17 protein-coding genes are annotated in these 17,121 nt (G+C 65.7%); 8 read left to right on the plus strand and 9 right to left on the minus strand.

Annotation, left to right across the window (positions count from 1 at the left end; translation table 11 throughout):
- Positions 1-29: 29 nt before the first annotated feature.
- The 8 genes from V8V93_RS06215 to V8V93_RS06250 are packed head-to-tail and all read right to left on the minus strand — an operon-like array spanning position 30 to position 7,464.
- A complete protein-coding gene (locus tag V8V93_RS06215; protein WP_338669493.1) occupies positions 30-605 on the minus strand; it encodes an amphi-Trp domain-containing protein in 576 nt (191 codons plus the stop codon).
- A gap of 26 nt (positions 606-631) precedes the next feature.
- Positions 632-1,816, minus strand: a complete 1,185-nt coding sequence (locus tag V8V93_RS06220; protein ID WP_338669494.1) for a GAK system CofD-like protein — start codon at positions 1,814-1,816, stop codon at positions 632-634.
- An 11-nt stretch (positions 1,817-1,827) separates the two neighbouring features.
- Positions 1,828-2,925 (minus strand): HprK-related kinase B, encoded by a 1,098-nt coding sequence (locus V8V93_RS06225; RefSeq protein WP_338669495.1) that lies wholly within the window; start codon positions 2,923-2,925, stop codon positions 1,828-1,830.
- Complete coding sequence (locus V8V93_RS06230; RefSeq protein WP_338669496.1) at positions 2,922-3,794, minus strand: GAK system ATP-grasp enzyme; 873 nt, start codon at positions 3,792-3,794, stop codon at positions 2,922-2,924. The genes V8V93_RS06225 and V8V93_RS06230 overlap by 4 nt, the downstream gene beginning before the upstream one ends.
- A gap of 19 nt (positions 3,795-3,813) precedes the next feature.
- Positions 3,814-5,466 (minus strand): phosphate signaling complex PhoU family protein, encoded by a 1,653-nt coding sequence (locus tag V8V93_RS06235; protein ID WP_338669497.1) that lies wholly within the window; start codon positions 5,464-5,466, stop codon positions 3,814-3,816.
- 4 nt (positions 5,467-5,470) lie between these two features.
- Positions 5,471-5,737, minus strand: coding sequence for an amphi-Trp domain-containing protein (locus V8V93_RS06240; protein ID WP_338669498.1), 267 nt, complete (start codon positions 5,735-5,737; stop codon positions 5,471-5,473).
- A 17-nt stretch (positions 5,738-5,754) separates the two neighbouring features.
- Entirely contained in the window at positions 5,755-6,915 is a 1,161-nt protein-coding gene (locus V8V93_RS06245; protein ID WP_338669499.1) for a hypothetical protein, read from the minus strand.
- Positions 6,916-6,939: 24 nt separating this feature from the next.
- On the minus strand, positions 6,940-7,464 hold the full coding sequence (locus V8V93_RS06250; protein WP_338669500.1) for a GAK system XXXCH domain-containing protein: 525 nt from the start codon (positions 7,462-7,464) through the stop codon (positions 6,940-6,942).
- A 179-nt stretch (positions 7,465-7,643) separates the two neighbouring features.
- Here V8V93_RS06250 and V8V93_RS06255 point away from each other — a divergent pair, with 179 nt between their 5' ends.
- Positions 7,644-9,368, plus strand: a complete 1,725-nt coding sequence (locus V8V93_RS06255; RefSeq protein WP_338669501.1) for a bifunctional metallophosphatase/5'-nucleotidase — start codon at positions 7,644-7,646, stop codon at positions 9,366-9,368.
- Positions 9,369-9,834: 466 nt separating this feature from the next.
- Here the strand turns inward: V8V93_RS06255 and V8V93_RS06260 are convergent, their stop codons facing one another.
- Positions 9,835-10,824, minus strand: a complete 990-nt coding sequence (locus V8V93_RS06260) for a Gfo/Idh/MocA family protein (protein ID WP_338669502.1) — start codon at positions 10,822-10,824, stop codon at positions 9,835-9,837.
- 108 nt (positions 10,825-10,932) lie between these two features.
- Between V8V93_RS06260 and V8V93_RS06265 the strand changes: the two genes are divergently transcribed.
- The 7 genes from V8V93_RS06265 to V8V93_RS06295 all read left to right on the plus strand — a co-directional run bounded on the left by V8V93_RS06265 (position 10,933) and on the right by V8V93_RS06295 (position 17,115).
- Positions 10,933-11,247, plus strand: coding sequence for a pyrimidine/purine nucleoside phosphorylase (locus V8V93_RS06265; RefSeq protein WP_338669503.1), 315 nt, complete (start codon positions 10,933-10,935; stop codon positions 11,245-11,247).
- Between the two features lie 9 nt (positions 11,248-11,256).
- On the plus strand, positions 11,257-11,667 hold the full coding sequence (locus V8V93_RS06270; protein WP_338669504.1) for a hypothetical protein: 411 nt from the start codon (positions 11,257-11,259) through the stop codon (positions 11,665-11,667).
- A gap of 59 nt (positions 11,668-11,726) precedes the next feature.
- Positions 11,727-12,479, plus strand: a complete 753-nt coding sequence (locus tag V8V93_RS06275) for a substrate-binding periplasmic protein (RefSeq protein ID WP_338669505.1) — start codon at positions 11,727-11,729, stop codon at positions 12,477-12,479.
- A 193-nt stretch (positions 12,480-12,672) separates the two neighbouring features.
- Positions 12,673-13,737, plus strand: coding sequence for a UDP-glucose--hexose-1-phosphate uridylyltransferase (locus tag V8V93_RS06280; protein ID WP_338669506.1), 1,065 nt, complete (start codon positions 12,673-12,675; stop codon positions 13,735-13,737).
- Positions 13,737-15,047, plus strand: coding sequence for a galactokinase (locus tag V8V93_RS06285; protein ID WP_338669507.1), 1,311 nt, complete (start codon positions 13,737-13,739; stop codon positions 15,045-15,047). The genes V8V93_RS06280 and V8V93_RS06285 overlap by 1 nt, the downstream gene beginning before the upstream one ends.
- Positions 15,044-16,072 carry a LacI family DNA-binding transcriptional regulator gene (locus V8V93_RS06290; RefSeq protein ID WP_338669508.1) on the plus strand — a complete coding sequence of 343 codons (1,029 nt, stop codon included), beginning with the start codon at positions 15,044-15,046 and terminating at the stop codon, positions 16,070-16,072. The genes V8V93_RS06285 and V8V93_RS06290 overlap by 4 nt, the downstream gene beginning before the upstream one ends.
- On the plus strand, positions 16,063-17,115 hold the full coding sequence (locus tag V8V93_RS06295; protein ID WP_338669509.1) for an aldose epimerase family protein: 1,053 nt from the start codon (positions 16,063-16,065) through the stop codon (positions 17,113-17,115). Before V8V93_RS06290 ends, V8V93_RS06295 begins: the two co-directional genes overlap by 10 nt.
- Positions 17,116-17,121: the final 6 nt, after the last annotated feature.

Genomic DNA, 17,121 nt, shown 5'->3' on the forward strand with positions numbered 1-17,121 from the left:
TTCTCCACAATGCGCCTGGGCGCCGTGTGTTATTTGTTCCCGGCGGATTTGGCCGGTGCTTTCTTGGCGGCGGGTTTCTTGGCCGCACTTTTCTTGGCGGGTGCCTTCTTGGTCGCGGTCTTTTGGGCGGCGGCTTTGGGGGCTGCTGCCTTCTTGGGCGCGGCGTCCTTGGTTTCGGGATTGGGGCTGGCCTCGGCCTTGGCCGGGACTTCGGAGGCGGTCTTGGCGGGCGTCCTGGCCGCTTCGGTCCTGGCGGGAGCCATGGCGGGTTCCTTGGCCGCCGGAGGCTTTGCCTCGGGCTGCACCGCGGGTGCGCCGCCCTCGGGCTGGACGGCGGGCACGGTCTCGGGCTGCGTGTCGCCGATCTTCAGTTCTGCGCCCGAGGCCTCGCTCCAGCTCAGTTCGAAGCCGATCTTCTGCTTGTCGTTCTTGACCTTGGCCTCGACCTTGATGGCCACTTGGGCCGAAGGTTTCATGACCACGTGTTCCTCGCCGCTCTCCAGCACGACGGTGCCGGACCGGAAGCTCTTGGCCAGGTCCTCGATGTAGGACACGGCATCCTTGTATTCCAGAACCTTCTTGACACTGATCTTCTGCTTTTCCACGTTCGCAACCTCCTTTCGGTTGGCCGTCAGCAAAGCGACAGCAAAAATTCGCTCAAGACGCGCCCGTCGATGTCCGAACCGCTCCGGTCCGTGACGAGCGACCCGTCTATCACCGTGAAACCGCACTCTTCGAGTCGTTTTTTGTCGATCCCGCCCACGTATTCGCCGTGCCTGGCGTCCACCAGGATGTAGCCCAGGACCTCGCCGTCGCCGGCTCCGGCGTCGGTCCGGAGGTAGCGGCACAGGACCTCGGCCCGGTCGGCCACGGACATGCCCGGCGTCTCGGGATCGATTCCCGTGGACGGGACGAATATCTTGGGGCAGGTGTTGGCGGCCACGGCCCGGCCCACGCCGTCGGCCAGCAGGTTGGCCACCACGCTGGAATAGAAGCTGCCCGGCGGGTAGCAGATCAGGTCCGCCTTGCCGATCCAATCCCTGATCTTGTTGCGGATGGACGTGTGGACGCGCTCCGTCGAACCGAGCGAGGGCGTCAGCCAGATGTCCTCGATGGGCGAAGCGAGCGGGGCGGCCTCCTTGCCGGTTATCAGGTGCTGGCCCACGATGGTCTCGCCGTCGGCCAGGCGCACGGCCAGGTGCAGGTCCTTGTTCACGGTCGGGCGCACCACGCCGCAGACCTGGACCAGCTTGGAGAAGAGATAGATGACCGGGTCGAGCTGGCGGCGGTTGGACAGGTATCCGGCGGTCAGGACCAGGTTGCCGATGGACGCGCCCCTGAGGTCGAAGCCCGCGGGCATGCGCTCCAGGAACTCGTAGAAATGGTTGCGGATGATCTTGCGCATGGGGTCCGGAATGCGCCGGACCAGGGGGTGCACCCCGGCGGCCATGGCGTCCAGCTCGGCGCGCAGGGCCTTGGGGTCGCCGTCCTTGGGCAGCCGGTGGGTGAACAGGTTGTATATCTCGGGGTTGCCCTTGATGGACTGGTCGGCCAGGGCCATGAGCCGGTTGCGGATGTCGCCCACGGCGGGCATGGCGAAGGCCTCGCGGATGATCGCCGAGCTGCCGCCCGAGTCGAACGGGGTGATCAGGTGGATGGAGTTGTGGGTGTAGCGGATGAGTTCTCGGGAGGTGTCGCGCAAGGCCGTGCCGCCGCTGAAGAAGAGCACGGACGGCCCGAGCTCGGGAGCCCGCCTGAACTGCTCAAGCTTGCGGGGGTCCGGGATGGTGACGTCCCTGGTGACTCGAATGCGCACTGTCCGCTCCGTCAGTTGGCCGGGAGGCGGCCGGTTTCCATGAAATGCAAGCATACATCGGAAGCACGGTCGAAGTCCACGCCTCCGGAGATTTCGATGAGATTCGTCCGGGCCAGCAGGTCGGCGTAGGCCTCGACGGACGGATCGTCCCGGCGCGCCGGATCGTCGGGCAGGTAGAACAGCCCGGTGGACTTCATGAACGCGGGCAGAAGATCGGTGCGGTCCCTGGGGTCCACCAGGCGTGCGCGCATGGGCGAATCGTCCCGCTGCCAGTTGAGGATGACCAGCGCGTCCATGGGGCAGCGCAGCTCGAACCGGCCCGGCCCGTAGCACTCGTCGATGAGCGCGTCGTACTTGTGTTCCAGTTGCCACAACTCGTCCTGGGGCATGGACAGGAACTTCTCGCGCAGGCCCGGCTCCACGATGCAGTGCAGGTCCGGGTTGTTCAGGGCCGTGCCGGGGTTGATGCGAGGCTGCTTGGCCACCCCGAACATGACCAGCCCCTCGCCGTTCGGCTCGACCATGATCCGGTCGTTGGAGATGAAGGTCGTGCCCCGGCTCATCAGGTGCAGGGCCAGGGTGGACTTGCCCGCGCCCGAGAATCCGGCGAGCGAGATGCCGCGTCCGCCCGAGCGCACCCCGGCCGCGTGGCCCAGGAACCCGCCCTGGTTGAGCTTCCACTCGATGAACCGGTTGTTGACGAAATTGATGACCTGGTTGGCGTTCTCCAGGCACGGCCCCACGGCCACGTTCTCGCCCCGGCCGAACAGGAAGTGCATGCCGGTCAACCGCTTGCGGACCATGCGCCCGTCGGGCAGGTCAACCCACTCCTCCTTGATCTTGGTCTTGCCGGGGTCGGGCTGCTTGACCTTGAAGGCCAGGTTGCATTCCGGGGCCGGGGCCTCGTGGGCCGAGACGACGATCTGCGGGTCGCCCTTGCCGGTGAGGAATTCCTTGAAATAGTCGGCCAGGGCGTCGTTCAGTGCGTCCGTGGAACTCAGGACCCGGATGCGGCAGCCGCCGAGGTCGAGGAAGAGTTCGCGGTCGGCCGGGCAGGCCACTTTCACGGCCTCGGCCAGCTCCCTGCGGGTCGTGCCGGTCAGCTTCATTGCAGTTTCTCCATGACGTAGTCCACGTAGCGCGCGGCGGCGTCTATGCCGCTGGTTTCCTGGATGCCCCGGAAGCCTCCGAACACGGAGACCTCGAAGACGTACGGGCCGTCGTCGGTGATGGCCACGTCCACGCAGGTGAAGTCGAGGTTGAAGTCGGCCTGCGCCTTGCGGGCCAGCTCGATGATCTCCGGCGCGGGCTCGTAGGGCCGGTACTTGCCCCCCGAGGCTGTGGTCGTGTTCCACGCCCCGTTGGTCTTGCACCGGGCGTAGGTGGTCAGGTACTCGCCGCCCAAAAAGGCGATGCCCAGGTCCAGGTCGCCCAGGTCGATGGTCTTCTGGATGTACATGATCGGGTTTTCCGCCCGGTATTCCTCGATGGCCGCCCGGGCGTCCGGACCGTCTTTCAGCACGGACATGCCGCGCGCCTTGGAGGTGTACAGCGGCTTGAACACGGCCTCGCCGTAATTTTCAAGCGCCACCAGGGCCTGGTCCACGGACTCGGTGATGGTCGTGGGCGGCATGGGGATGTCCTTGAGCTGGAGCGAGATGGTGCAGGACAGCCGGTCCAGGGCGCGCAGGATGGCGTAGGGCGAACTGAATATCTTCAGCCCGCGCTCGTGCAGGTAGCGCAGCACCTCCAGCCGGTCCAGGAGGTCCGGGGAGTAGCGCGCGCCGATCTTCTTGATGATCAGGGCGTCGAAGTCGATCAGGTTGTGGCCGTTGTAGTATGCGTTGCCCGAGGGCAGGTCCAGGCGCACGTCCTCCATGTTGATGAGCACGCGCTCGCCGCCGGTCTTTTCGGCCACGGTGTCCGCCAGTTTCTCGGAGGACCAGCCGCCCTCGATGCCTATGACTCCTATCTTCACGAAACGGCTCCTTGCTTGCCTAGTAGTAGAGGACGTCCTCGGGCAGGGAGAACTGCTCCCAGGTCCCGCCCCGGTATTGATCGATTCTTTCCAGCAGGAACATGGACCGGTTGTACATCTCCTTGGCGAACTTGAAGTTCAATTCGAACCGGGTGGAGGTGTAGAAGCTGCGCGCCAGGGCGAAGGCCAGCCGGGCCTGGACCGTGCGGTCGCCGTGCCGCTGGGCGAATTCCCGGATGAACCCGTAGAAATGCTTGATGACCGAGTTGATCCGCTGCCGGTGGTAGCTGTCGAAGATGGGCATGCGGAAGTTGGAGACCATGAACACCGAGGCGTCCTGGATGTAGTCGAAGTCCCGCGAGCGGTACAGGTCGATGTAGTGTACCTGCTGGGCCTCGTGGTTGTAGACCACGTTGTTGATGTTGAAATCGCCGTGGATGAAGACCGAGAAGGGCGCTTCCAGCTCGTCCTCGGCGTCGGCACAGGCCGAGAGCAGGGCCTCGGTGGAGCGGACCTCGGACCCGCCCAGGGACTTGGGGGCGCGCCAGAACTCGGGGTGGGTCTGGAGCACGCCCTCCAGCCGGGACTGGATCTGCCACATGTAGTTGGTCTTGATGGGCAGCTCGACCATGGTCTTGGTCCAGGTCTCGAGCACCGTGTTTTCCAGGATGAACAGGGCGTTTCTGATCAACTCGTCGTCGCCGGACAGGACGACCTCGTCCAGGGTGCAGCCGTTGAGAAACTCCACCAGCATGGATCCCTTGTCCGCGTCCTCGTGGAAGCCGTAGATGTCGGCCACCAGGTCCGGGAAGAGCTGCTTCCAGCGCTGGATGGACTCCCGCTCCTTGCGGATCTTCTCCAGGTTGCCCTCCTTGTAGATGGACCCCTGCTTCTTCTCCTCCGAGGTCAGCTCGGCCTCGCGCTGCTCCACCTTGCCGATGCGGCAGCCCGAGCGCGTGCCCCAGATGGCGCTGAAGTCGATGTCGGAGAAGGAGTCGCTGAATCCGGACTTGGACAGGGTCTGCTGCAAGGCCTCGAACTGCTCGATCTTGATGCGCTCGCCGAGCAGGGAGAAGATGATCGCCTCGCCGATGTTCAGGAGGGCGTCGCCCACCCGCTCGAAATAGCGGAAGATGAACAGCACCGTGACCAGGGATTGGGCGTCGCGGCCCATGCCCATCTCGTTCATGACCCGGTCGAAGCGGACCTTGTACACGTCGTCGAGCATGGGCTCGGCCTTGCAGATGTACAGGGCCTTGGACATGTCCTCGCGGTGGTAGGCGTCCAGGATGGCGCCCAGCCGGGAGAGCATGATCTCGAAGACCTCGGTGTAGTCGTAGCGCTGCACGAAGGACTGGTCGTCGAGATATTGCATCTGTTTGACGATGTTGACGAAATAGTCGGCGATCTTCTCAAGGTTCACGCAGATGACCTGGATGGCGCGGATCTTGTTGAGCTGCCGTTTGTCCAGGGTCTGGTCCGAGTGGATGCGCGAATAGCACTTGTTCTCGATGATCGTCTTGAGGTTGTCGATGTAGTCGTCGCGGGAGGTGATCTTGGCGTACCGCTTCCGGGAAGGGGCGTCCATGAACTTCTGCGTCGAGCGGGCCTGGTTCTCCACTTCAAAGACGATGAACTTGAAGTTCTCGTCCAGTCCTTCGAATGTCATCATGGGCTCAACGAACCTTGAGGAAGGCGTCTTCGGCCGACTGGATGGAGGGGGCGTCCTTCCAGGACACCTTGATGGAAATCTTGTTCTCGGCCCCCTTCTTCTTGGCCTTGACCGTAAAATTGAGCAACCCCTGGGGGGCAAGGTGGATTTCGTTGCCGTTGGTGGACAGGTCGATGGAGTGCTTCTCGAATCCGTCGATCAGGGATTCGAGGAATTCCTTGATGGACTCGCAGTCCTGGAGGGAATCGAATACGAATTTTTCTTCTGCCATGGGATGTCCTTGCCTGCCTATCCCGCCAGGCGGGCTTTGTACTCCTTGATCACCGAGCGTCTGGAGATGTTGTTGACGATGAGCTTCTTGCGGATGCGCAGGTCCTCCCAGGCCGGCTGGTAGCCGATCTCCCGGCCCGCCTTTTCCGGGTCCTGCTGTTCCTCGGGCTTGGTCTTCTCGCCCATGTGGCAGTCGTCGCCCATGAAGATGAGCTTGTCCCTGCCGGACGTGCGCCGCGCGTTCTGTTCGTTGACAACGGAGATCAGAAACTCCGTGTATTCCTGCGATTGGGGGTTCCAGACCTCGATGCCGTCCACGTCGTAGTTGCGCAGCAGGATGGGCCAGAACTGTTCCGGGTGGGGGATGACGATGCAGCCGCCCAAGGACCGGACCTCTTCGATGATTTCGCTGGCCCGATAGAAAAAGGAGAGGTCGAACCCCTCCTTGACCAGCTTCTTGACCGCCTTGAGATACGCCTGGACGCGGTCCGCCACGGTGTCGCCGAGATCGGAACGCATGGCGTCGAACCAGTTGCGCAAGAGCTTGTTCTTGACCGACAGACGCGGCACATCCGTCCAGTGCTTGTCCAGCAACTGTTCCACTTTGGAGACGTTGATGCGCACGAAATCGATAAGTTCCCGATCGGCGCCCGTGGACTTGGCCGCCCGCTCGATGCGCGCCTCGTCGGGCTTGGTGATGGTGTGCATGAACTCGAACAACTGGCCCGAGCGGTACTTGAAGGTGTGGGCCAGCATGGACTTGAGTACGCCCGCGTCCTCGACCCGCTCGTTGGCGAAGTGCAGCAGGAGCTGCACCTTGCGGTTGAAGCCGGACGAGAAGCAGTCCACCTCCACCCCGGTGTAGCCGTCCCGGCTCATGAGCTGGTTGTGCTGGGTGGGGATGAGCAGCTCGTCCGTGCGGTTGGGAAACATGGCGTCCACCCTGGCGCGGATGTGCTCCATGGGCACGAACTCCGGGTGCCAGTGCGCGGCCAGCAGGACCTCCTGGCGCACGTACACGTTCGACGGCGCGATCACCTGCTCCACCTGCCACGGTTCGAGGTCTGTGGAGACCACGTCGAAGAACCGCTTTTCATCGGCCTCGGTGATCTCCTCGGTGACCTCCACCGGGATGGTCCGGCAGTCGCACGTCTTGGGGTCGGTCTTGATCAGTTTCATGGGCATGATCCGGGGTCGGGTGTTTCAATCATACTTCGCGTGGCAGCGGCTCTTTTCGTGGACCAATGCGTCCACGGCCGCGTGCATCTTCTCCAGGTCGCCGGAATCGAAGGCCGTCTTGAACTCCGCGCAGACGTTGCCGAAGCTCTCGTAATACTCGTCCCCGTAGCCGGGGTAGGTGACCATGAGCGCCGCGTCGGCCAGGAAGGCGTCCACCGCCTCCCTGGGCGGCACGCTGCCGTCGTGGATCATTTTGACGAGTATCTTGAAGCTGCCGCGCATGCGTTTCTTGAGGTCCTTGTACTTGGGCTTGACGATTTCGCCGTCCTCGCCAACGACGTCGGGTGCGCACGGCTTGGCCGCCTTGAATTTGGCCTTGAGGCTGATCTGCCCGTATTCGTTCTTCACGCCGATCTTGATCTTGCGGAAGTCGTCCACGCAGGCGAACTCGTCGTGGCCGCCGTTCTCCACTGCGTCGGCCAGCTCGCGGAAGAAGGCGGCCAACTCCTTGGGGTCGAGATATCTGCTGATGGTCATGTCGTTGCTCATGGAAAATCTCCCTTGGGAATGAGTGTTACGACCATACCGGGAAAACGCGCCGCAATACAATGCGCGTTTCGGAATTGTCACAATTGTTCACACAGCGGACGGCGGTCCCGCCGGGCCCTCCCGGCCATTCCATTTTGCCGGGAATGCTGGTACGCAGGCCGTACTAGCCGGAGGTTTCCATGATACGCTCTTTTGCCCGACTTGTCCTGGCCGCCATCATTGTATTCTGCCCGGTCACGGCCCGCGCCCTTGACGTCACCCTGCTGCACGTCAACGACTCCCACTCCTACCTGGACGCCACGGCCGACAAGATCGCCCCGCAGGGCGCGTCAACCTACTGCCGCCTGGGCGGCTGGACGCGCCTGAAGAGCGCGGTGGACGCCGTCCGCGCCGAAGATGGCAACGTCCTTCTGCTCCACGCGGGCGACGCGGTGCAGGGCGGCCTCTACTACATGAAGTACGGGGGCAGGCCCGAGATGGAGTTCCTGGACCGGCTCGGCTTCGACGCCTTTGCGCCGGGCAATCACGAGTTCGACCGGGGCGCACCATACCTGGCCGAGCTCCTCGCCTACACCAAGGTCCCGGTGGTCTGCGCCAACCTGGACGGGTCGGCGGTCCCGGCCCTGGCCGCGCGGATCCGGCCCTACGTGATCGTTCAGCGCGGCGGTGACCGGATCGGGGTCATCGGCCTGATCACCCCGGAGACCAAGCTCATCTCCAGCCCCGGCGACGTGAAGTTTTCCGACACGGTTCATGCGGCCACCCTCATCGTGCGCGAGCTTGAGGCGCGCGGCGTGAACAAGATCGTGCTCCTGACCCACGAGGGCTACGAAGCGGACAAGCGCCTGGCCGCGGCCGTGCCCGGCGTGGACGTCGTGGTGGGAGGGCATTCGCACACCCTGCTCGGCAACTCCGGCATCGAGGCCATGGGGCTGCGCCCGGCGGGCGCCTATCCCACGGTGGTCAAGGGCGCGGACGGCAACGACGTGTACGTGGTCACGGCCTGGAAATGGGGCCGTGTGCTCGGCCGCCTGGACCTGACCTTCGACGACGCCGGCCGCGTCACCAAGGCCGAGGGCAAGCCCCTCCTGATCCTGGCCGACGGCTTCAAGCGCAAGAACGACGCCGGGCAGAAGGTCGAGGTCAAGGGTGCGGCTCGCGAGGATTTGCTCGCCTTCATCGCGACCAACCCCGAGGCCGCCGTGGTGCCCGCCGACCCGGCCGCGCGCAAGTTCCTCGGCCCGTTCAGCGAGGGCGTCGAGGCCATGCGCACCGAGGTCATCGGCGAGGCCGTCCTGCCACTGCCGCACATCCGCGTGCCCGGTACGACCGACACCGGCGAGCCCCTGCCCCGGGGCAGCCTGATCGCGCCCCTGGTCTGCCAGGCCATGCTCGCCCGGCTCAAGGCCACCGGCGAGCCCGCGGACATCGCCCTGCAAAACGCGGGCGGCGTGCGCGAATCCGTGGACCAGGGCGACATCACCATGGGCACGGCCTATACCCTGATGCCTTTCAGCAACACCCTGGTCCTGCTCGAACTGACTGGCGCGCAGGTCCGCCAGGCCCTGGAGACCGGCGTGGACCGCGGCGAGGGCGCCTTCCCCTACGTGGGCGGGGCGCGCTACACCGCCGACATGCGCCGGCCCGAGGGACAGCGCGTGCTGTGCGTCGACACCCTCGACCTCGAGGGCAACTGGACCCCGCTCGACCCGGCCCGCACCTATCGCGTGGTGACCAACTCCTACCTCGCCTCGGGCGGCGACGGCTACGCGGTCCTCAAAGACGCCGCGTCCAGCTACGACACCGGCTTCGTCGACGCCCAGGCCTTCATCGAATACGTCCGGCAACAACGCATGCTCAAGCCGCTGCCCACCACCGGCGTGACCTACATCCCCGCGAAATAGGAAGATGCCTCCGGCGGCTGGGAAGGGAAGGAAAACCCTTGAAAAGGGCTTTCCTTCCCTTCCCAGACTCCATCCCGATCCTTTCCTGAACTCTTGCGTGCCTTCGGCAGGGCGTGAGGGGCGGGGGCGTACTGGTGTGCGGGCGGAATGGCTGCGCGCGGTTGTGCGGCGTCCCGAAGCTTTCGCGCCGGGCGTCCATGGTGCTCGGAAGGCCGCCCGGCGCGAAAGCTTCGGGACGGTTGCCCACGCCGCCAGGAAGGGCGCGGGTTGAGTGAACATGAGAGGGCGGCGTTTCGAACCGGGGAGGGCAAGAAAGTCGAGCTTTCACGAGCTATAGCCCCCGCGAAGCGGCACAAGAAGTTCAGGAGGGTGAGAGGGAGTCGGGGATCCAGGGAAGGGAGAGAGGGAAGCCCTTTTCCAAAGGGTGCCCTCTCTCCTTCCCCTGGCCGCCGGAGGCGACGACGGGTCAGCAGTTTTGCCAGTTGTCGGTTTCGGCGCTTTTGAACAGGGCGTCCACGGTATGTTGGTTGGCGAAGGTGTCCATGATGGAGATGGGCGCGGGTTTGTCGTCGAGCACGGCTTCGGCAAAGGCTTCGCCTTGGAGGGTGTACTGGTCGCAGGCATCGAAGGTGAGGGTCCGCGTTTCGCCGTCCTGTTGGAGCAGGATTTCGGTGGGCGCGTCCGGCGGGGCGTTGAACGGGATGATGATCTCGATGCGGCCTTTTTCGCCCAGGACGTTGACCCGCTGGTAGGGGGCCAGTTGGGTGGAGCAGGTGAAGGCGGACAGCCTGCCGCCGAAGTCGAGCATGCCCGAGAAGGTCCGGTCCGTGGCGAACTCGGGGTCCCTGTCCATCCAGCCGAGCACGCGCCGGGGCTGGGCGTCGAACAGGAAGCGAGACAGGGAAACCTGGTAGCAGCCGATGTCCATGAGCCCGCCGCCGCCCATGTCCGCCTTGTTGCGGATGTTGCCGGGGTCGGCGTTGAAGTAGGAGAAAAAGGACTGGATCGAGGTAGGCTTGCCGATGGCGCCCTCGTCGATGAGCCGTTTGGTCTCCACCCACTGCGGGTGGAGGCGGTACATGAACGCCTCCATGACCTTGACCTCGGGGTTGAGGGCCATGGCGTTGATTACCCGGTTGACCTCGCCGTCGTTCAGCCCCATGGGCTTTTCGCAGAGCACGTGCTTGTTCCGGGCCATGGCCTTGAGGGTCCATTCCACGTGCAGATGGTTGGGCAGGGGGATGTAGACCGCGTCGATGTCCGGGTCGGCCAGCAGTTTCTCGTAGCTGCCGTACGCCTTGGGGATATTCAGCTCCTCGGCGGCCCGGCGTGCGGCTTCCTCGTTGCGCGAGCAGATGGCCGCGACTTCGCAGCGTCCGGCCTTCTGCATGCCGGGAATGACTTTGGTGCGGCCGATCTTGGCGGTGGACAGCACGCCTATGCGGATTTTCTTCATGGACTCCCTCAGGGTTGACGGTGATTGCCGCCACCCAGTATAACCGGAATCCGTCACCACGCAAGCGCGGATATCCCCGCGAACCAGCCAACAACAACCGGAGAGAGCATGACCGCATTCGCCAACGTGACCATCAAGAAGAAAGCCAACATCTATTTCGACGGCAAAGTCACCAGCCGGACCATCACCTTGAGCGACGGCAGCGAGAAGACGCTCGGCATCATGCTGCCCGGCGAATACGAGTTCGGCACTCAGAAGCCGGAATTCATGGAGATCACCGCCGGAGAGCTGTCCGTTCAGCTGCCCGGCTTCGACGACTGGGTGATCGTGGCCGCGGGCCAGAGCTTCAACGTCCCCGGCGAGGCCAAGTTCCGCCTCAAGGTCCGCACCGTGACCGACTACTGCTGTACGTACCTGGACTAGGAGGCAACCGTGTCCGATCAAGGCAAGAGAATCGAGTTTGAAGGCAAGGGCCCCTATCTGTTTCAGGTCCTGTACGATCCGCCCGAGGCCACGCTGCTGGAGGAGCACGAGGTCTGCCTCTTCCAATTCGGCCAGCTGTATCTGCCCGTGGCCCTGTCCGCCTGCGGCCCCATGGCCCTGGCGCTGACCGAGATGTCGCAGTCCGCCTCGGGGCCGGAGCGCGAGGGCATGATCCCCCTGCAGTTCGACCTGTCCGAGACCCTGGAACTGCCCCCCCTGACCGGCGTTGCCGGGACGAGCTACCAGCACGACGACGTGATCTTTCTCGACGTGCGCTTCGGTGAGGCCGAGGCGAGGCTGTGCTTTTCCATCCTTGCCGCCGCAGTGATCGGCCAGGTCCTGTCCCAGGTGGCCGCGTAATGGAGTAGGGGGTGGCACCGGCACGGCACCTCCGGAACGGGCGGTTTCGGGCGCACCTGATGGCGTGGCTGGTACTGTGCCTGCTCCTGTGGGCGCTCCCCTGCCCGGCCCAGGACCTTCCCGGCTCCATCGTCCTGACCAGCGGGGAGTGGCCCCCGTTCTATTCCGCCTCCCTGCCCGGCGGCGGGTTCGCCAACCGCGTGGTCCGCGAGAGCTTCGCCCTGGAAGGGATCACGGTCGACTTTCAGTTCCTTCCCTGGCGCCGCGCCCTGGAGACGGCCGCCCAGGGTCCCGCCGTGGGGTCGGCCGGGTGGCTGCCCATGGAGGAGCGCAGGAAGCGGTTCCTGTTCAGCGATCCGGTGTTCGAGTCGGCCAGGGTCTTCTTTCACCGCAGGGATGTCCCCTTCACCTGGCACACCCTTGAGGACGTGCGGGACCTGCGGGTGGGCATCACCCTGGGCAGCGCCGAGGAGTTCCCCTTCGAGGAGGTTTTGGCCCGCGGCAAGGGCAAGCTCGACGTGGTCGGGAGCTACGTGGCGGGCATGAAGATGCTCATCGCCGGGCGGGTGGACGTCTACGCCTGCAACAAGGCCGTGGGCCTCTTCATCCTGGCGAACCGCATCGACGACGGGGACGCGGACCAGGTCGCCTGCAATCCCCGGCCGATCTTCACCGAGACCAATCACCTCCTCCTCAGCCGCCGCCTGCCCTTTGCCGAGGCGCTCATGGAGCGGTTCAACGCGGGCCTGCGCGCGCTGCGCCGAAGCGGCCGATACGACCGGATCCGGCAGGAATATCCCGGCCTGGACTGACCGCGGTGGCCCTCTTTCCGGTGATGATTTTCCTCCTCCCCCAGTTGACAAAGTGTCGTTTCTGTGATCTTTTTTCAGGTGTACCGCAAACGTTTGCGGCAACGTTTGCGGTGCCGTTTGCACAGGGCCCGGAGGGCGGAAGTTTCGGGATATTCTTCCTCTCCGGGGCGATCACAAAGGTTGAGGGGAAGGCATGTTTTTCGAGGACCATCCGCACAGGCGGCTGAACCAGCTCACCGGCGAGTGGGTGCTGGTTTCGCCCCACCGTACCAAGCGGCCCTGGCAGGGCCAGCAGGAAGCGCCCGACCGGGCGACCCTGCCTTCCCACGACGAGCACTGCTACCTCTGCCCCGGCAACGGGCGGGCGGGCGGCGCGGTCAACCCGCAGTACACCGACACCTTCGTCTTCACCAACGACTTCGCGGCGCTTTTGCCCGAGGAGCCCGAGGCCGGGCTCGCTCCCCAGGCGGACGGCCTGCTGGTGGCCGAGGCCGAAACCGGCACCTGCCGGGTCATCTGCTATTCCCCGCGCCACGACCTGACCCTGGCCCGCCTGGGCACGGACCAGGCCGCGCGGGTGGTCGGCGTGTGGTGCGACGAGTTCGCCCATCTGGGTTGGCGCGAGGACATCGGCTACGTCCAGATATTCGAGAACCGGGGCGCGGCCATGGGTTGTTCCAACCCGCATCCGCACGGCCAGATATGGGCCACCCGCAGCGTGCCCATGTACCCGGCCGTCGAGGACCGCCGCCAGGCCGAGTACCTGCGCGACAAGGGCAAGTGCCTGCTCTGCACCTATCTGGAGACCGAACTGGCCCGTGGCGAGCGGCTCGTCTTCGAGAACGACTCGTTCGCGGTCCTGGTGCCGTTCTGGGCCCTGTGGCCCTTCGAGGCCATGATCCTGCCCAAGGCGCACCTGTCGAACATCCTGGAGATGACGCCCGCCCAGCGCCGCGACCTGGCCGACGCCATGGTCCGCCTGAACGTGCGCTACGACAACCTCTTCCAGACCTCGTTCCCTTATTCCATGGGCATCCACCAGGCCCCGACCGACGGCGGGGACCACCCGCACTGGCATTTCCACCTGCACTACTATCCGCCGCTGCTGCGCTCCCAATCGGTCAAGAAGTTCATGGTCGGCTACGAGATGATGGCCATGCCCCAGCGCGACCTGACCGCCGAGTCCGCGGCCGCCCGGCTGCGCGAGCAGTCCGAGGTCCACTACATGGACGGCTCCGGCGACGGAGAGGACGCGTAATGGACACCGCGGCTGCATATGCCGAGGCCCTGCGACGCGGAGCCCTGGACCCGATCCTGGTCAAGCTGTACCGGTCCGTGGACATCGCGGCCCAGCGCGACCGCTATCTTGACCTCCTGGCCTGTTTCGAATCCCGCGTCGGGCCCGGCCCGGCGGCTCTCATCCTGGCCCCCGGCCGGACCGAACTGGGCGGCAACCACACCGACCACAACCTGGGTGTGGTCCTGGCGGCCGCCGTGCATTTCGACTGCCTGGCCGTTGCCCGGCCCAGCGACGGGAACATGGTCCGCATCCAATCCAAGGGGTTCGACGAGGAGATCGTCGTGGACGTGAGCGACCTTGCCCCCCGGTCCGGGGAGAAGGACACCTCCATGGCGCTGATCCGCGGCGTGGCCGCCGGGTTGGCCGAATCCGGCCGCAAGGTGGCCGGGTTCGACGCCTGCGTGGACGGCGAGGTGCCCATGGGCGCGGGGTTGAGTTCGTCGGCGGCCTTCGAGATCCTGGTCGGCCGGATATTCAGCGAGCTGTTCAACGACGGCGAGTGTACGGCCCTGGAACTGGCCGTGGCGGGCCGCGCGGCGGAGAACGACTATTTCGGCAAGCCGTGCGGGCTCATGGACCAGCTTTCCTGCGCGGCCCAGGGCATCCTGTCCATCGACTTCGCGGACCCGGCCCGGCCCGCGATGCACGAGGTGGACTTCGACTTCGGACGGACCGGCTACCGGCTGGCCGTGGTCGACACCGGCGGCAGCCACGCGGACCTGACCCCGGACTACGCGGCCATCCCGGACGAGATGGGGCGGGCCGCCCGCGCCCTGGGGCGGGAGCACGCACGCGGGCTGACCGTGGAGGCGGTCCTGGACAACGCCTCGCGCATCCGCGAGGCCGCCGGGGACCGTGGCGTGCTCCGGCTCATCCATTTCATCGAGGAGACGGACCGCGCCGCCGAGCAGGCCGAGGTCCTGGCCGCCGGGCGCATGGAGGACTTCCTCGATCTGGTCCGGCGGTCCGGCGACTCCTCCTGGCGGCTGCTCCAGAACTGCATCTCGGCCACCGATCCCCTGGACCAGCCCATCCCCCTGGCCCTGACCCTGACCGAGCGGTTCCTGCACGGGCAGGGCGCGTGCCGCATCCAGGGCGGCGGGTTCGCCGGGACCATCCAGGCCTACGTGCCCGAGGACCGGTTCACAGCCTACACGGCGTTCATGGAGGAGCTCTTCGGCCGGGGCGCGGTCATGCCCCTCAAGGTCCGCAGGCCCGGTTTCGAGCGCATCGCACTCGACATGCTCGACGGGGAGGGGGGCGCATGAGCCAGTTCACCATCAAGGACCTGGCCCGCAAACTGGGCGTGTCGCCGTCCACGGTCTCCCGCGCCCTGCGCGGCCACCCGGACATCAGCCCGGCGACCAAGCGCCGCGTGGCCGAGGCGGCCGAGAAGTACCACTACCACCCGAACCAGCTCGCCCAGTCCCTGCAAAAGAAGCGCAGCAACGTCATCGGGGTCATCGTCCCCGCCATCCGACACCACTTTTTTTCCAACGTCATCAGTGGAATAGAGGAGCTCGCCTACGACAACGGCTATACCATCATGGTCTGCCAGTCCAACGAGACCCTGGCCCGCGAGATCCTCAACGTCCAGGCCCTGGTGGCCAACCGCGTGGCCGGGCTGCTCATCGCCATCTCGTCGGAGACCACCAGTTACGAGCACCTTGCCCGGGCCATGCGCCAGCACGTGCCCCTGGTCCAGTTCGACCGGGTGGTGGAGGAGCTGGACACCGGCAAGGTGGTGGTGGACGACTACGCGGCCTCCTTCGGCGCGGTGGAGCATCTCATCCAATCCGGCTACCGGCGCATCGGGCACATGGCCGGGCAGGAGGGCATCGCCTTGAACCGCAAGCGTTTCGAGGGCTACCGCGACGCGCTCAAGGCCCACGGCCTGCCGCTGGAGGAGAAGTTTCATCTGCACGGCGGGTACCGCGAAGAGGACGGCCGGGCCGGGGCCGAACGCTACCTGGCCCTGGACGAGCTGCCCGAGGCCATCCTGGCCATCAACGACCCGGTGGCCGTGGGGCTGTACACCCGGTTCAAGGAGGCCGGGGTACGCATCCCGGACGACGTGGCCCTGGTGGGCTTTTCCGACACCCCGGTGGCCGCGCTCATCGAGCCGGGCCTGACCACGGTGCACCAGCCCGCCTTCGACATGGGCCGGACCGCCGTGTCCCTGCTGCTGCGCCAGTTCGACGAGGGCGCGGACTTCGAACCCGAGACCGTGGTGCTCGCTACCGAGCTGCGCGTGCGGGGCAGTTCCGCCCCGAGGGAGGGAATATGCAACTGAGTTCGCGTCCCTTCGGCACGACCGGAGACGGCACCCCGGTGGAGCTGTACACCCTGGCCAACGCGGCGGGCATGGAGGCGGACATCGCCACCTACGGCGGCGCCCTGGTCCGGCTGACCGCGCCCGACCGCGAAGGCGACATGGCCGACGTGGTCCTGGGCTACGACACGCTGGACGGCTACCTGAACGATTGCTGCTGCTTCGGCAGGCTGGTGGGGCGGGTGGCCAACCGCATCGGCGGGGCGCGCCTGGTCCTGGACGGCAGGGAGTACGCGCTGGACCGCAACAACGGCCGCCATCACCTGCACGGCGGGGCCGGCGGGTTCCACAGCCGGGTCTGGCGGGCGGACCCCCTCGAGACCGAGGCCGGGCCCGCGCTGGTCCTGACCTTTGAGAGCCGCGACGGGGATCAGGGCTATCCCGGCAACCTGGCGGTCTCGGCGGTCTACACCCTGGCACAGGACGGACTGCGTCTGGACTTTTCGGCGGCAGCGGACCGGCCCACGGCGGTCAACCTGACCGCCCACCCCTATTTCAACCTGAGCGGGCGGCCGGGCACGGACTGCCTGGGGCACGTCCTGACCATCCCGGCCCGGCGCTGCCTCGAGACCGACGGGGACCTGATCCCCACCGGCTGCCTGAGCGAAGTGGCCGGTACCCCGCTCGATTTCATGGCCGGGGTTGCCATCGGCGCGCGCATCCGGCAGGATTCCGTGCCCCTTGCCAACGGGCACGGCTACGACCACTGCTACGTGCTCGACGGCCGAGCCGGGATGAAACCGGCGGCCTCGGTGGTCGAGCCGGTCTCGGGACGGGGGTTGGAGGTCCTGACCACGCAGCCGTGCGTCCAGTTCTACTCGGGCAATCACATCCCGGAAGGGTTGCCCGGCAAGGGCGGAGCGGTTTATGGTGCGAGGTCGGGACTGTGCCTTGAGCCCCAGGGGTTCGTGGACGCCCCTGCCCACGCGGCCTTTTCCGATATCACGCTGCGCCCCGGCGAGGCATACAGGCAAACGATCTTGTACAGATTTTTCGTGAAGTAGCGCAGC

This window comes from Pseudodesulfovibrio sp. 5S69, assembly GCF_037094465.1.
Classification (GTDB): Bacteria; Desulfobacterota; Desulfovibrionia; order Desulfovibrionales; family Desulfovibrionaceae; genus Pseudodesulfovibrio; species Pseudodesulfovibrio methanolicus.

Excerpts from the sequence above, each read along its gene's own strand:
- V8V93_RS06260 (WP_338669502.1), bottom strand. The coding sequence starts at position 10,824 with ATGAAGAAAATCCGCATAGGCGTGCTGTCCACCGCCAAGATCGGCCGC.
- V8V93_RS06275 (WP_338669505.1), top strand. The coding sequence starts at position 11,727 with ATGGCGTGGCTGGTACTGTGCCTGCTCCTGTGGGCGCTCCCCTGCCCG.
- V8V93_RS06235 (WP_338669497.1), bottom strand. The coding sequence starts at position 5,466 with ATGATGACATTCGAAGGACTGGACGAGAACTTCAAGTTCATCGTCTTT.
- V8V93_RS06280 (WP_338669506.1), top strand. The coding sequence starts at position 12,673 with ATGTTTTTCGAGGACCATCCGCACAGGCGGCTGAACCAGCTCACCGGC.
- V8V93_RS06295 (WP_338669509.1), top strand. The coding sequence starts at position 16,063 with ATGCAACTGAGTTCGCGTCCCTTCGGCACGACCGGAGACGGCACCCCG.
- V8V93_RS06255 (WP_338669501.1), top strand. The coding sequence starts at position 7,644 with ATGATACGCTCTTTTGCCCGACTTGTCCTGGCCGCCATCATTGTATTC.
- V8V93_RS06250 (WP_338669500.1), bottom strand. The coding sequence starts at position 7,464 with ATGAGCAACGACATGACCATCAGCAGATATCTCGACCCCAAGGAGTTG.
- V8V93_RS06265 (WP_338669503.1), top strand. The coding sequence starts at position 10,933 with ATGACCGCATTCGCCAACGTGACCATCAAGAAGAAAGCCAACATCTAT.
- V8V93_RS06290 (WP_338669508.1), top strand. The coding sequence starts at position 15,044 with ATGAGCCAGTTCACCATCAAGGACCTGGCCCGCAAACTGGGCGTGTCG.
- V8V93_RS06245 (WP_338669499.1), bottom strand. The coding sequence starts at position 6,915 with ATGAAACTGATCAAGACCGACCCCAAGACGTGCGACTGCCGGACCATC.
- V8V93_RS06240 (WP_338669498.1), bottom strand. The coding sequence starts at position 5,737 with ATGGCAGAAGAAAAATTCGTATTCGATTCCCTCCAGGACTGCGAGTCC.
- V8V93_RS06225 (WP_338669495.1), bottom strand. The coding sequence starts at position 2,925 with ATGAAGCTGACCGGCACGACCCGCAGGGAGCTGGCCGAGGCCGTGAAA.
- V8V93_RS06285 (WP_338669507.1), top strand. The coding sequence starts at position 13,737 with ATGGACACCGCGGCTGCATATGCCGAGGCCCTGCGACGCGGAGCCCTG.